This is a genomic window from Chitinophaga parva (genome assembly GCF_003071345.1).
GTDB classification, from domain to species: domain Bacteria; phylum Bacteroidota; class Bacteroidia; order Chitinophagales; family Chitinophagaceae; genus Chitinophaga; species Chitinophaga parva.
Window position 1 is genome coordinate 989580 of sequence record NZ_QCYK01000001.1, and the last position, 16231, is coordinate 1005810.

The 16231-nt window shown below is 55.8% G+C and carries 5 protein-coding genes; 4 read left to right on the forward strand and 1 reads right to left on the reverse strand.

The genetic code is table 11. From position 1 onward, the window contains the following. Nucleotides 1–801: 801 nt before the first annotated feature. The 4 genes from DCC81_RS04370 (at nucleotide 802) to DCC81_RS04385 (ending at nucleotide 15289) form a co-directional block, all read left to right on the forward strand. Nucleotides 802–10935, forward strand: a complete 10134-nt coding sequence (locus tag DCC81_RS04370) for a gliding motility-associated C-terminal domain-containing protein (RefSeq protein WP_108685366.1) — start codon at nucleotides 802–804, stop codon at nucleotides 10933–10935. An 89-nt stretch (nucleotides 10936–11024) separates the two neighbouring features. Then, complete coding sequence (locus DCC81_RS04375) at nucleotides 11025–12035, forward strand: PorP/SprF family type IX secretion system membrane protein (RefSeq protein ID WP_108685367.1); 1011 nt, start codon at nucleotides 11025–11027, stop codon at nucleotides 12033–12035. Nucleotides 12036–12086: 51 nt separating this feature from the next. Next, nucleotides 12087–14117, forward strand: coding sequence for an OmpA family protein (locus DCC81_RS04380; RefSeq protein ID WP_108685368.1), 2031 nt, complete (start codon nucleotides 12087–12089; stop codon nucleotides 14115–14117). Nucleotides 14118–14365: 248 nt separating this feature from the next. Continuing rightward, nucleotides 14366–15289, forward strand: a complete 924-nt coding sequence (locus DCC81_RS04385) for a PfkB family carbohydrate kinase (RefSeq protein ID WP_108685369.1) — start codon at nucleotides 14366–14368, stop codon at nucleotides 15287–15289. A gap of 123 nt (nucleotides 15290–15412) precedes the next feature. Here the strand turns inward: DCC81_RS04385 and DCC81_RS04390 are convergent, their stop codons facing one another. Next, a complete protein-coding gene (locus tag DCC81_RS04390; RefSeq protein WP_108685370.1) occupies nucleotides 15413–16219 on the reverse strand; it encodes a S1/P1 nuclease in 807 nt (268 codons plus the stop codon). Between the last annotated feature and the right edge of the window lie 12 nt (nucleotides 16220–16231).

Genomic DNA, 16231 nt, shown 5'->3' on the forward strand with positions numbered 1-16231 from the left:
GGGGATATGTTTAGCAAGCGTAATACATATGTAAATTAATTAGTTGTGTAATAATCTCTCCTGTCTTTCATTGTGGTCGGGGTTTGCAGCAGCACTTACCGTTTGTAATAAAACTACGACAAGTTTTGGGACGGGCAAACTTTTCCCCAATTTTTTTTAGCAAGCCATTCCGGCCAGCAGGGAGATGAAAATACCGGGTCAACACTGCGGGAATAATGCAGTGAAAAGAATAGGAATGCACCCGTTTGAACAAAATGTGTAGCAGCTACGCATAGCTTGTGAATACAAGTGGCATATACCAGGCATCGTCCATGCATCCATCATGATAAGCCCCTGTTACTTCCATATTGCCTGCATTTATAAGTGTTTCTCTGTACACTATTTGGCGCGGGCGATAAGCCCATTCATCAATAATGAACAAGAATGAACAGCTAATTTTTAAAGTGAACAGCGCTGAACAGGAAGTGTTTTGAATGAATGAACTGCGTTGTGATTTTACAAATGCAGCCCCTTACTTTTGACTGAACAACGAGAACAGCATATAAGTAAGTCATGTAGTAGATGGCCCCTTTATTGGAACACGGAATGCTAAAGAATGCAGCATACATTTTCTAATCCTTAATAAAACGCAATACTTATCGGAGAAAGTTTACGCTCAAAGTCCTCTTCTTAAATAGTGTCCCTATTAAGTATCCTGAATTTTGACAGCGATCTTTCTGCGCGTCATAACCCTTGCCGCTTGCTCACTGCACTTTTATCCTTGTGCAGTCCTCTTTTGATGGAAATAATTTAAAGACCCAAATGAAAACCGCTATGCAGGTGAATGCTACGCTCCAACGCAAGGTAACCACGCTTGCTATCCTATTGTCCATGTTATGGTGTATAGGATGGCCCCTCTCCTCCGCAAAGGCCCAACAGGTGTATGCCACTAGCCAGACAAATGGCCGCACCGGTCTGTGTTTGCTTTGCGGCCCTGCCGTTACCAACCCTGGCAATGCTGTAAGCGCCAGCCGTACTGACTATGCCACCTTCAACATGGATGGAGTGGCCGTAGGTGTTTCTGTATTTGAAACATTACAGTTCCCTTCTGTAAACCCCAATCCTGGCTGCGATTCCCTCGTTATCCAGATCGGGAGCTCCCAGGCATTGTTGTCGGCTAACCTGCTGAGCAACATCACTGTCACTACGTACAACGGCGCCACGTCCAACAATGACGCGGTGACCGTAACGCCCTCCTTACTACGCCTGCTGGACGATAGCTCCACGGCCCTCATTGTGCTGCGCCCCACTGCTGCCTTTGACCGCGTGGAGATCCGGGAGTCTGCCCTCATTGCGGCCCTCTCCAGCCTGCGGCTGTATTTTGCATACCATGCACCCATCAATCTTAATAATATTACCATCGCCAATGGGGGCACTGCCACTGTATGCGCCGGCAGCCCCATCAGCTTATCCGCCTCCGTACCCGCGGGCGGCGCTACTATTCAATGGTTCACGACAGCTACGGGTGGCACACCTGTAGCAGCTACCAATAATTATACATTTACGCCCACGGCAAACACCACGTTATATGCAGGTGCAGTGCTGGGCAATTGCAGCAGCACTACCCGGCAGGCCGTTACGGTGAACGTAAATCCAACACCGCCCACGCCCACAGTAAGCGCCACTACTGCTACGGTGTGCAGCGGGCAAACAGCCACCTTCAGTATTAACAACCCACAAGCTGGGGTAACCTATACGTGGTACGATGCCGCTACCGGCGGTACATCGCAGGGCACAGGCAGTACCTTCATCACACCCTCACTGGCCACCACTACTTCTTATTATGCAGAAGCATCACTGGCCACCGGCTGTACCAGCCCCGCACGCACGCAGGTAACCGCTACAGTAAATGCCACACCGGCTGCACCGGTGGTAACTCCTGCCACGCAAGCCATTGCCGGCGGCCATACCGCTACCATCAATATCAGCAATCCCGTAGCCGGCGCCACTTACAACTGGTACACTACGCCTACCGGCGGTTCACCCATCGCCACCGGTACCAGCTTTACCACACCAGTGTTGTATACCAATGCCACTTACTATGCGGCAGTAACAAGCGCACAAGGTTGTGAAAACAACAGCCGCACACTGGCCACCGTAACCGTGACCATCAACAACAATGTATCGTGCAGCTTTGCCACCACGCAACAAAGCCCTGTGTATACCGGCGGTTTGAGCGCATGTGTGCTTTGCTCCGTTAATAATCCTAACAACGCAATTGACACCGATACCACTACGGCATCGTCCCTCACCACGCCGGTATCGCTGGCAGGCTACCTGGGACAATTGCTCACTTACCCGCATACGTACCTGCCGGGTGATAGTGTACGCTTGCTCCTGGGACTTCCCGGTGGGCTGGCAGACCTGCAGGCATTGGGCGCCATCCGCGTGGAAACGTATAATAATGGGGTAGCCAATGGTGATGCAGTGTCTGTCAACAACCCGCTGCTCACACTCAATCTCCTGGGCGGGGAGCGCTTTAACGCCACCGTACCGGCCACCAAGCCGTTCAACGCCGTGCTGGTAAGCATAGGAGGCGTAGGCACGTTAATTACTACTTTAAATATTTATGGTGCATCCGTGATCGTACCGAGACCGGTGGTAAATCCCGCATCTGCCAGCATTTGCACCGGCAGCACGGCCTCCCTTACAGTAACGGCACCCACCGGTGGTGCAGACATCGCCTGGTACACTGTACCGGTAGGCGGCACTGCGGTAGGCACCGGCACCACCTTTACTTCACCGGCGCTCAGCGCTACCACTACCTATTATGTGGAAGCAGGGCGTTATGGTTGTGCAAACCCGGTTCGTACACCCGTTACCGTGCAGGTAAATACCCAGCCCGCGGCACCAGTACGCGCCACGTCCAATGACAGCGTGTGCGCAGGCCAGGCCGCTACCCTGGCAGTGACCCCGGTGACCGGTGTTACCTTCTCCTGGTACGCCAGCGATACTGCCAGCACTCCGCTGGCTACCGGCGCTAACTTCACCACGCCGGCACTTACTACCAGCACAATTTATTATGTGAGCGCCAGCAATGGCGGTTGCAGCAGCGCCACCCGCACGGCCATCACCGCTGTGGTAGCGGCTGCGCCCACCGGCGTTACGGTAACCCCCGCGGGAGCCACTATCCAGGCCGGCCAGTCTGTGACCTTCACAGCCAGTGCGGCATCCGGTGCAGCAAACTTCAATTGGTTTACCACCGCCACCGGGGGAACCAGCATTGCCAGCGGCGCTACCTTCACTTCGCCCTTATTATTCTCCAATACCACCTACTACGTGGAAGCCAGCAACCCCACTACCGGTTGCATAAGCACTCAGCGTATAGCCGTTACCGTTAATGTGATCAATCCTAACGTACCGGACATCTCCTGCGGTGCCGCCGGCAGCCAGTCTGCCAGCACCAACGGCTTATGCGTGGGTTGCTACGTGGAAAATCCCGGCCTGGCGGTAGATAATGACCCTGCCACCGGATCTACGCTGCACGTGGTACTTGGCCTGCTGGGCGGGTATGTACAACAAACCTTCCAGTTCGGCTCCGTAAGCAATGGAGACAGTGTACACATTGGCCTCAGCTTCCCCACCGGCCTGGCCGATGTGGGCCTGCTGAGCAGCGTGCAGGTACAGTCTTACAGTGGCAATACGGCGAATAACGACCTCACCTCCGTAAGCCCACAGATGCTCACCCTGCGTCTGAACACTGCACAGGCCACGGCCAACTTCCTGCCGGCCGCCCCGTACGACCGCATTGTGGTACGCCTTAATTCCGGGGTGCTCGGTGCGCTCAGCGCCGTGAACGTGGAATATGTACAACGCTTTGTAAGCACGCCCACCCCGCAGGCAGATTCTGTATACGCCTGCAGCGGCCAGCCTGCTACACTGCATGCCAGCACCCCTGCCAATGCCACCTTCCGCTGGTATACCCAGCCCACAGGCGGTACACCGGTAGGCACTGGTGCAGACTTTACCACCCCTGCTGTGAATGCCAATACCGTATACTACCTGGAAGCCGCATCGGCAGATGGTTGTCCCAGCCCGTCACGTGCAGCCGTGAAAGTATTTGCCGGCCTGCCCGGTGCGGAGGTAACACCTGACAATGTAACGGTGAACAGTGGCGACCAGACCACTTTCAATATCGTAAATCCCAATCCTGGCTACACCTATACCTGGTACGATGCGCCCTCCGGCGGCAGCGTGGTACACACGGGTACCAGCTTTACCACACCTGCACTGACTTCCAGTACCAGCTATTATGTAGTGGTAAGCAACGGCACCGGTTGCTCCAGCACCGTGCGCACACAGGTGACAGTGAATATCAATATCCCCATGGACCCGGCTCCCTGTAGCTACGCCAATACGCAGACCAGCCCCGTAAGCACGGCGGTGTGCCTGCTTTGCAGCATTACAGATCCCGGCTATGCAGTGGATAGCAACCGCAATACCGCCAGCAAGATCACCGCTGCGGTAGGCATAGCCGGCTACTATGGACAGACCCTCCACTTCTCCAATACCTACCCTGCAGGCGACAGTGTGCAGGTAGAGCTGGAAGTTCCCGGCGGCGTGGTAGACGCACAGATCCTGGGCGGCATCCGCTTTGAAACGTACAACGGCGCCACCGCCAACGGTGATGGCCGTATGCTCTCTGATTCCGTGGTGAACCTGTCCATACTCCCCGGTACCAATAAATTCCGTGTAACCGTTCCAGTTAGTAAAGCATTTGATGGCGTGAACATCAGCGTGGGTGGCCTGATAAGCGCCGTCACCAGCGTGCTGGTATACGATGCCGCCGCCGTGGTGCCCAGTCCCACCGTAACGGCACCTGACGGCATTTGCAGCGGCACTACCGCCACGCTGAAAGCTACGGCCCCGGCCAATGCAGACATTACCTGGTACACCCAGGCAGTAGGCGGCACGGCAGCAGGCAGTGGTTATACCTTTACTACACCGGCCCTCACCAAGTCCACCACTTATTATGTGGCTGCAGGCCGCTACGGTTGTAACTCCCCGGCCCGCACTGCGGTAACCGTAAATGTGGGCAACCCCGCCGCAGCGCCCACTGCAGCAGGCACCCAGGTTTGCGCAGGCACTACTGCCACGCTCACCGCTACCGCTCCGGCCAATGTAACCTTCCAGTGGTTTACCAGTGCAACAGATACTACCGTGATCTTCACCGGTGCCAGCTTCACTACCGGCGTGCTGAATGCAGATACCACCTTCTACGTGGCCAGCAACAGTAATGGATGCCGCAGTGGCCGCACCGCTGTACCGGTAACGGTAGGCCATGTGCCCACCGCATTTAATGTAACGCCCAGTAGTGTTACCGTGGCCTACGGCAGCTCTGTGGTCTTTACCGCTACCGCTGCAGATACCGCAGCCATCTTCAACTATTATACTACCGCTACCGGCGGTACGCCTGTCTTCACCGGCAAGGTGTTCCAGACGCCCTCCCTCACCACTAATACCACTTACTACGCAGAAGCCACTACCAAGGCCGGTTGCGCTACGAACTTCCGCATTCCGCTTACAGTGACCGTACTGGCAGACACCAGCAACGGCCGTGTGCCCTGCGATGCAGCTACTGCGCAAACCAACACTGCCAATGGCATCTGCGTGGGTTGCTACGTAGACAATCCCGGTTATGCCATAGACAGCAGCACCGCTACCGGCAGCACCCTGCACACCATACTGGGCCTGCTGGGTGGATATGTATCTCAAACCCTGATCTTCCCCTCTGTAAGTGAAGTGGGAGACAGTGTGCGGATAGACCTCACCGTGGCAAGCGGCCTGGCAGACGTAGGCCTGCTGAGCACTGTGCAGGTAGGTACCTATAATGGCACTACTTTCAATAACGACCTGCAGGCGGTGAACGGTGGGCCCATCACCCTGCGCCTGATCAGCAACAACCAGGCTTACTTCACCTTTAAGCCCACCCAGTCATTTGACCGGGTAGAAGTAAGACTGAATTCCGGCCTGGTCCAGGCTATCAATGCGATCACTATCCGCGATGCCTACCGTAAAGTAGCTGTGCCGGTGGTGAGCGGATCTGATACCGCCCGCATCTGCGCCGGCCAGTCCGCCAGCCTGGCGGTGGCGCCGGTGACCAATGTGACCATGCGCTGGTATACCCAAAGTATTGGCGGCACACCGGTATTCACCGGCAACAATTATGTAACGCCTAATCTCACCAACAGTACTACCTTCTGGGTAGAAGCGGTGCGTACCAGCACGGATTGCGCTACGCAACCACGTGTACCCGTTACCGTTATAGTGCTGCCCACACCCAATGTTCCGCAGGCACTGGCAGACACCATCACCATTTGCAGCGGCAGCAAGGCTACCTTCCATGCTACTGCACCGGCGGGCGCCCTGTTCCAATGGTACAGCACTGCTACCGGTGGTACCCCGCTGGATACGGGTGCAACATTCACCACGCCGGCCCTGACCAAATCTACCATCTATTACCTGGAAGCAGCGAGTGAAACCGGAGGCTGCGCCAATGCTACCCGTATAGCTGTACTGGCAAACGTGATCAGCATGCCGCCCCCGCCCACCGTTACCCCTGCCGGCGATACCATCTGCGCACATAACAGCGTGGTACTACAGGCCAGCTCCACGACGCCCGGCCTGGTGTACAACTGGTACAGCAGCGCCACCGGTGGTACTGCCATCGCTACAGGCCCCAACTTCACCACGCCGGTGCTGGACAGCAGCGTTACCTACTACGTGGAAAGCGTAGCCGGCACCTGCTCCAGCAGTACCCGCACCGCGGCCATCGTAAAGGTGAATCCCCTGCCCACGGCGCCGGTGATCACCCCCACTTCCGCAACGGTAAATGCAGGTACCACACAAACCTTTGCTGCAGACTCCAGCCGTCCCGGTATTACGAACCGTTGGTACACGGTAGCTACTGGTGGTAGCCCTGTGTACACCGGCAACAAATACACAACACCGCCATTAACGGCAAGCGTGACCTATTACGTAGAGTCCATGAGCACCAGTGGTTGTGTAAGCGCCCGCACGGCAGTAAGCGTAACTGTTAACAGCGTAACCCCCGGGTGCGCCCTGGTAACTGCCCAGACCAATGACGTGAACGGGCTTTGCCTGGGCTGTGCTGTAACAAACCCCGCCAACGCCATCGATGCAGACACCACTACTTACTCCACGCTGAGCGCGCTGGTAAACCTGGTGAATGGTTACGTATCACAAACACTGGTAATGCCCACCCCGGGCGCCGCCGGCGATACCGCCCGTTTTGCCCTGGAATTCCCGGCGCAGCTGGTAAATGCCAGCCTGATAGGCGGACTGCAGGTACAATCCTTCAATGGTGCTACTCCCAACGGGGACCTGCATAATGTGAACATAAGTACCATCACACTGAATGTGCTCAGCGGTTCCAATAAGTTCTACCTGGACGTAGTGCCGGCAGCAGCTTATGACCGTATTGAAATAAGATTGAACAGCGGTGCCGTATCTGCCGCACAGACCCTGCGCATTTACTACGGTGGGCTGAAACCCATTACCCCGGCTGTGACCCCGGCCAACGTGACCATCTGTGCCGGCAGCACTACTACGCTGCATGCTACCGCACCGGCCGTGGCCCGTATTGAATGGTATAGCGCACCGGTAGGCGGCACCCTGCTGTACACCGGCGGTGATTACATCACCCCGGCGCTGACCACTACCACTACTTACTATGTACAAACGGTAAGGATCGCAAACAACTGTCCGAACCCGAACCGTGTACCCGTTACCGTTAGTGTGCTGCCGGTACCCACCGTGACCATCACGGGTGGTAACCTTTCCATCTGCTCCGGTACACCGGTATCCATTGCAGCTACCGTAACACCTGCCACGGCCACCGTGCGCTGGTACGATGCTGCCACAGGCGGCAACCTGGTATACACCGGCAACCCGCTGGTAACCGGCAACCTTACAAAGGATACTACTTTCTATGCAGAAGGCTATAACGGTACTTGCGGCGCTGCCACCCGTACCGCGGTGAAAGTGACTGTAGGCAAAGCAGTAACCCCGCCGGTGCTGGCCAGCAATAACATAAGCATCTGCAGCGGCCAGACCGCCACGCTCAAAGTGACCAGCGATACCACCGGCCTGGTGTTCCGCTGGTATACCGCAGCCATTGGCGGCACGCCGGTATTTACCGGGGCCACCTATATTACCGGTGCGCTCACGGCCAATGCGGTTTACTACGTAGAAACCGCAAACGCCAGTGGCGCGTGCAATACCGCCAGCGCCCGCACCGTGGCCAACGTACAGGTAAGTACTGTGCCTACCGTGCCTGTGCCTGCCGCCACCTCCGATACGGTGTGCCTGGGCCAGCCCGTAACCCTTGCGGTGAGCAACCCGCAGGCAGGCCTTACCTATCAATGGTACGCTACCGCCAGTGGAGGAACCCCGCTCTTTACAGGCGCTATCTTCAATATTGCCAGCGCTGATACCTCCGCTACTTATTATGTACAGGCCAGCAGCGGCGCAGGATGCAGCAGCACCTCCCGTGCAGCCGTGAAAGTGGTGGTACGCACCGCACCGGCCACGCCTACGCTTACAATAGCCAGCCAGAATATCTGTTCCGGGCAGCAGGCTACCTTCACCATCAATGCACCGGTAGCCGGTATCACTTACCGCTGGTACGATGCCGCTTCCGGCGGCAACCTGCTGGCCACCGGCACCAGCTTCACCACGCCGGCGCTCACCGCAGCCGCCACTTATTATGTGGCTGCCTATAACGCAAACTGCGCCGGCAGCTCGCGCGCGGTAGCGGCAGTGACAGTGGGCACACCCACCACGCCCACATTGGTGAGCAATAACCTGAATGTATGCTCCGGCCAGTCTGCCACCTTCCAGGTATCTTCCCCGGTGAGCGGCGTTACTTATAACTGGTATACCGTAGCAACCGGCGGCACACCGGCACACACCGGCACCAGCTTCACTACCAGTGCACTCACCGCCACCACCACGTTCTATGTGGAAGCAACCGGCAGCACCGGCTGCAGCACCAGCTCTGCCCGGGCAGTAGCTACGGCTACCATTGTACCGGCACCTGGTACGCCCACCCTGGCAGCTGCCAGCGCGGTAACCTGCGCGGGAGGTAACGTTACCTTCACTGTAACCGCGCCGCAAACCGGCATCACCTACCAGTGGTTTGACGCAGCTACCGGCGGCAACCTGCTCTCAACCGGTACCAGCTTCACGGCCAGCAATGTGGTAAAAACCACCACGTATTATGTGGAAGGCCTCAGCAACGGCGGCTGCTCCAGCGCCACCCGCGCAGCAGCTACTGCCACCGTGGCCACCACACCGGTGAACCCCACGCTCACGGCAGATAACATCACTACCTGCATAGGCGGCACGGCCTCCTTCGCCGTGGCCAGCCCGGATAATAACCTGGTGTACACCTGGTGGGATGCTGCCAGCGGCGGTACACAGGTAGGTACGGGTGCTACCTTTACGTCACCGGCACTCTCTGCAGACAAGACCTACTTTGTGCAGGCAGCAGTGGCCAATGGCAGCTGCACCAGTCCCGCACGCACACCGGCACACGCCCTGGTGACCAACACCCTGGCCGTGCCCACCGTGACCAATGCAGCCACCGTGGCCTGCGCAGGTCAGCCGGTAACCATCAGCGTACAGAACCCGCTTAACGGCGTGCTGTATCGCTGGTACACCACCGCTACCGGCGGCACAGCGGTCTTCACGGGACCGGATTACACCATCACCGGTATTACCGCTTCCCAGACTTACTACGTGGAAGCCGCTACCACCGCAGGTTGCGTAAGCACCAGCCGTGCAGCCGCAGCCATCACCGTAAGCACTGCACCCACTACGCCTACCCTGGCAGCAGACCAGGTAGGGCTGTGCACTGGCCAGCAGGCTACGCTCACCGTGAGCAACCCGCAGGCTGGCGTGCAGTACAAATGGTACACCACGGCCACCGGCGGCACCGCCCTGGCTACCGGCGCCACCTTCAAGACACCGGCCATTACTGCTACGACCAATTATTACGTGGAGGCACAAAATACCACTGGCGGTTGCACAAGTGCGACCAGGGCCATCGCTACGGTGAGCCTGCTTCCGGCTGGCGCTACCCCCAATGTAACCGGCGACCAGGTAGTATGCCCCGGATCATCTGCTACGCTCACTGCCAGCAGCACCGTACCGGGCGCCATCTTCAGCTGGTACACCAGCGAAACGGCTACCACACCGGTTTACACCGGCAATAGCTTCACCACCCCGGCCCTCACCACATCTACCACTTACTTCGTGGGTGCCGCCCCGGGCACGTTCTGCGGCAGCGCGGATAAAGTAAGCGCAGATGTGAACGTGGAACAGCAGCTCCCCGCACCCAATGTGCACGTGTGCGACAGCAGCAAACAAGACCAGGTGACCTTCTGTTGGGACCCGGTACAGGGTGCACAGGGTTATGAAGTGAGTGTGAATGGCGGCAGCTTTATTGCGCCCAGCTCCGGTACTACCGGCACCAGCCACACCGTAACCGGCCTGCAGTCTGGCCAGCGTGTAGCCTTCGAGGTGAGAGCACTGGGTCAACTGGCCTGCGCCACCAGCGGCATTGCAGCGATAGAAGGCAGGGCCGCTTCACCTAAAGGCAATGTGATCTACGTGCCCAACGTCTTCTCGCCAAACGGCGATGGCAGCAACGATAAGCTGTATGTGTACAGTGAGTCCATTGCCACCATGGAATTTATCGTATACAACAAGTGGGGCCAGCAGATCTTCATCAGCAAGGATATCCATACCGGCTGGGATGGCACAGTGAGTGGATCTCCGCAGCCAACCGGCGTGTATGTATGGGCGCTCAGGGCCACTATGACGGATGGCACCCAGCAAACCCGCTACGGTTCAGTAACCGTGGTACGCTAAAAACAGCTCTCTTCAGGATCATAAAAAAGAAGGGAGATGCACTGCTCCGGCGCATCTCCCCTCATTCAAACACGCGAAAAATAAGTGCTATGAAAAACTTGTTCGTTCTGATGCTGCTTGCCTTGGGCTTAATGGTGCCCAGGCTGGCGCAGGCACAGGTAGACCCGCATTTTTCCCAATACTATGCCTTCCCCTTGTGGCTCAATCCAGCGCTGACCGGTGTTGTGGACGGCGATTACCGCGCTACGGTAAACTACCGCAACCAATGGGCGCCTATCGGCTCACCTTACACTACGGCCGGTTTCAGCTTTGATGCGCCTACCAATAAAAATATCGGTGTAGGGGTAAGTCTCCTTAATATGTCTGCCGGCGAAGCAGGCTACAACTACTTTAACTTAATGGCCAGCTTCTCCTACCAGGGCGTAAAGTTTGGCAGGAATGAAAGCCAGCACATCGTGTTTGGCCTGCAGGGAGGGCTCACCAGCCGCAAAGTGGATCCCGCAAAGTTCCAGACAGGCATGCAATACTCGCCAGGCCTGGGTTTCGACCCCTCTATGTACAGCGGTGAGTCACTGACAAGGACCCACAGCAACGACTTTGATGCGGCAGTAGGGGTACTGTACTACGATGGCAATGGTGATCACGCAGCTAATCCCTTCCTGGGTTTCAGCGCCGCACACATTACCCAGCCCAATGACAAATTCCTCACTACGGACAATGACCGCCATGTGTTGCCGGTGCGCTACCTGGTACACGGTGGTGTACGCCTCCGGGTGGACGATCGCTTTGCCGTAACACCCCACTTCATGTACCTGAGACAAGGGAATGCCGAAGAAAAATTTGTAGGGTTGTACGCGCAATACAAAGTAAGCCCCGAAGTATATGTGCTGGGCGGCGCCAGCGTGCGTTTCAAGGATGCGGTGGTGCCTTACGTGGGCTTCCACTTTAAGAACGCCCTCCTGGGCCTCAGCTACGACGCCACCACCTCCCAGTTAAACAAACTTACCAACGGCGTGAATACGTTTGAGATTTCCCTTTCCTACATCTGCAGAAAGAAGAGAGTGCTGCCGGAAGAAAACTTCTTCTGCCCCAGGCTGTAACGTAGGCCCGTTGACGTTAGAAACTGAATTACCCAATTAAATTTTTACGATATGCACCTGTTTGCAAAACGTATTGTTCCTACCCTGAAATGGCTTACCAGCCTGCTCCTCCTGCTCACTGCCACCGGCGTGCATGCACAATACGTGTATGAATACAAACATACCGCGGACGTGTATTATGATAAAGCGGACTATTATTCCGCTGCCCTGTACTACAACAAATCACTCACTGAAAAGAGCGTGAAAAGCAGGGATGTAACACCCTATGGAATGGACAGGCCCGCCAGGACCAACAACAAAAGGGACTACAACGAGATCGTGTATAAACTGGCAGAGTCTTACCGCAAATACAACGACTACGCCAGCGCGGAAAAATGGTACGCACAGGCAGCAACGCTGAAAGGCAATCCTTACCCGCTGGCCCGCTTTTACTACGGGGTGAGCCTGCGCGCCAATAAGAAGTTTGACCAGGCCATACAGCAGTTCACACAGTTCCGCCAGGAATACCACGAGACAGACGATTATGGTCCCCGCGCAGATATGGAGATCAAAAATTGCCAGTTTGCCAGGGACGATGCCAGCTACCAGCAGGAATACCTGGTGACCCGCCTGGGTGGCAATATCAACGTGGGCGGCGCCAATTATGCGCCCATTGCCTTTGGGCCGGATAAAATGGTCTTCACTTCCAGCCGGCCGGACTCACAGGCTACGGCAAAAAAGAAAACCCCTTTCATCAATAACCTCTGGAATGCAAGCGGGGAAGACAGCGTGTACTCCGCTTCCGATAAGGTGGACGTACCCGCCGCCCGTGGCCTGGACCAGGGCGCGGCCAGCATTACCCCCGACGGACGCATCCTGTTCATTACCCGCTGGAGCATTGTAGGCGGGATAAAGACCACCCGGATTTGCGCCGCAAAACGTACTGGCACCGGCTGGAGCGAACCGGTAGAACTGGATGCCAACATTAACGTGGCAGGCTATAACTCCATGCAGCCTAACGTGAGCACAGATGGCAAGTACCTTTCTTTTGCGTCCAACCGCCCCGGCGGCATGGGCAAGTACGACATCTGGTACTGCGATATCAATGCAGACGGCACTCTCTCCACGGCACACAACATGGGTACCACCATCAATACCCGCGAAGAGGATGAAGCGCCCTATTACAACAGTGAAGCAAAAACCCTGGTCTTCAGTACCAACGGCCGCGTGGGCCTGGGTGCCATGGACCTGTTTACGAGTAATGGTACCTTTGGCAGCTGGACGGAACCCGTGAACTTGGGCACTCCCTTCAACTCTCCCAAAGACGATATTTACTTTACCGCCAAGGATGTGAAAGATCCCCTGAAAAGCGGCTTCATTTCCTCTGACCGTGAGTCGGTATGCTGCCTGGAACTGTTCTCCTTCGTGACCACCAAAAAGCCCAAGGTGAATATGCTGGGTGGCGGCGTTACGGACTGCGATACCCACCAGCCCCTGGCCGGTGTGCGCGTTAGCCTGATAGATCCTGCTACCAACAATGTATTGCAAACCGTGACCGTGGATGAAAGCGGGTTGTACTTCTTCTCCGTGGAAATGAAGAAGCGCTACAAAGTACTGTTTGAGCGCCGCGACTACTTTGCCAAAGCCATCTACAGCAATACAGATACCCTGGAGCGCATCGACTCCATGTTCAACCCTTCCGTGTGCATGAAGCGTTACGAAATAGGTAAGCCCATTGTGCTGGAGGATATTCATTACGATTTCGACAAAGCTACCCTCCGCCCGGAATCCAAGCCGGTGCTGGACAGCATTGTAACGCTGATGAAGGATAACGCAGATATCCACATAGAAATGAGCGCGCATACAGACAGCAAGGGTAAAGATGCCTACAATATGAAACTGAGCCAGGCCCGTGCCCAATCCTGCGTGGACTACCTGGTGAGCAAGGGAGTACCTGTAAGCAGGCTGATAGCCCGCGGTTATGGTAAAACCCGCCCGGTGGCGCCCAATACCCTGCCCAATGGTAAGGATAACCCCGCCGGCAGGGCCCTGAACCGGCGCACAGAATTTAAAGTGCTGAGCACCACGGTACTGCTCAAGTGATCATTCAAATAAACCTGATAACACACTGGCCGTAAGGCTGACCAGATCCTATAGAAGCCCTTAAATCCCCATGGGACTTGTTTCCCGGGGGGCCATATCCTAATGAAGAGGACCATCAAGAGAATGGCCGGAGATTTCCGGTCATTCTCGATTTTATATACCTCCAGGAAGGGTACGCGCTAGCAAAGACCTCCGAAAGATGTACATTTGCTCCGGTTTTTCTAATTTCTAAATCATAAACTCCTGAAATGTCCCTCACAGTTGTAGGAACAATGGCGTTCGACGAGATCGAAACGCCCTTTGGTCAATCCGGCAAAATCATCGGCGGTTCCGCCACTTTTATTTCCTGGGCAGCATCCAATTTTGTGAAGCCCATACACCAGATTTCCGTGGTAGGCGGTGATTTTCCGAAGAGTGAGCTGAATGCGCTCAGCGCCAAAGGCGTAGTGCTGGATGGAGTGCAGATCAAGGAAGACGAAAAATCTTTCTACTGGAAAGGCAAGTACCACATGGATATGAACTCCCGCGATTCCCTGGCCACAGAGCTCAATGTGCTGGCCACTTTTGCGCCGGTGCTGCCCACCGCGGCCCAGGAAAGCGAGTTCCTCATTCTTGGCAACCTGGCCCCCCAGGTACAGGCCAGCGTGATTGCCCAGATGAAAACACGCCCCAAGCTGATCGTGATGGATACCATGAACTTCTGGATGGAAGTAGCCCTGGAAGACCTGCTGAAAACCATCAAACTGGTAGACGTACTGCTGGTAAATGACAGCGAAGCCCGCCAGCTTACCGGCGAATTTTCCCTGGTAAAAGCAGCCAAGAAACTGCTGGCCATGGGCCTCAAATACCTCATCATCAAAAAAGGAGAGCACGGCGCCCTGCTGTTTAACGAGAACCACGTGTTCTTTGCGCCCGCCCTGCCCCTGGAAGATGTATTTGACCCTACCGGTGCCGGCGATACCTTTGCCGGCGGCTTCATTGGCCACCTGGCAAAGACCCGCGACATTTCTTTTGAAAACATGAAAACCGCTATCATCGTAGGTTCCGTGATGGCGTCCTATTGCGTGGAGCAGTTTGGCACCGCCCGCATCCGCGAGGTGACGCACGAAGACATCAGCACCCGCCTCGCCCAGTTTGTAGACCTGGTAAATTTTGATATAGACCTGGTATAGGTACCTGCCGGCTCAAAATAAAAACGTCGTTGTTTTTGCATTACACAAAAACAACGACGTTTTTATTATATGCTAATCCACTACAAAGGCCTCGCTCTGGCCATAACCACGATTAGCATTTAACTACTTATAAATTTCATTCAGGATAGCCGCCAGGCGCAGGCCGCCTTTGAGCAGCTGGCGGTTCAGCATGGCCTGGTGATAGTAGTCATATTTGTACACATTCAGCTTATCGCCGGAGTGCACTTCCGCCAGGATATCGTTGGCCAGCAGGTGCGATTCATACATCCAGTCAGTATAAGAGCCGGACTGGATAGCCTTGATCTCAGCCGCAGATGCGGTATCGATGGCATTGCTGTATTCCGTATAGCTGAGGTCCTGGAATTCGATCAGCTTCTCATCCCATACGCTGTGCAGGTTCGTGGGCAGGTTGTTCCAGGTAACGCTGATCTTGTTGCCGCCGCTACCTTCTTCCGAAGTACCCACGTGCAGGGGCTGGTGTACATCGCCCACCACATGGGTGAGGAAGGTGAGGGCAAACAGCTTGTCTGCCCGGCTGGCCTTCGGATCTTTCAGGGTGTTGATGAAATCCTGTTCCTTGTTGAAGGCATTGGGTTCCTGTTTGTCTTTGGCATATTGCTGGAACTGCGCATTATCTGCCTTTTCCGGCGCATCGATATAATGCCAGGTGTTGGTTTCTTTGTATTTGCCCGTGGTGTCAGACTTGATGAAGTCCGGCCAGGTGGCAATGAGGGCCAGCTTTTGTTTGCCAAGGATGGCGTCCACTGCTTTTTTGGCTTTAGGGGTCAGGTGGCGGTACGCGATCTCCCCTACAATGCGGTGGCCGGTTTTGCCCCAGGCAAAGCTCTGCATTGGCAATTGCAACAATAATATGCCGGCAAGCAGCGCGGCAAGGATCTTTTTACCCATATGATCTGCTTC

What these genes read in the sequence shown, in the direction of transcription:
- DCC81_RS04385 (WP_108685369.1), top strand. Translation starts at nt 14,366, where the DNA reads ATGTCCCTCACAGTTGTAGGAACAATGGCGTTCGACGAGATCGAAACG.
- DCC81_RS04370 (WP_108685366.1), top strand. Translation starts at nt 802, where the DNA reads ATGAAAACCGCTATGCAGGTGAATGCTACGCTCCAACGCAAGGTAACC.
- DCC81_RS04375 (WP_108685367.1), top strand. Translation starts at nt 11,025, where the DNA reads ATGAAAAACTTGTTCGTTCTGATGCTGCTTGCCTTGGGCTTAATGGTG.
- DCC81_RS04380 (WP_108685368.1), top strand. Translation starts at nt 12,087, where the DNA reads ATGCACCTGTTTGCAAAACGTATTGTTCCTACCCTGAAATGGCTTACC.
- DCC81_RS04390 (WP_108685370.1), bottom strand. Translation starts at nt 16,219, where the DNA reads ATGGGTAAAAAGATCCTTGCCGCGCTGCTTGCCGGCATATTATTGTTG.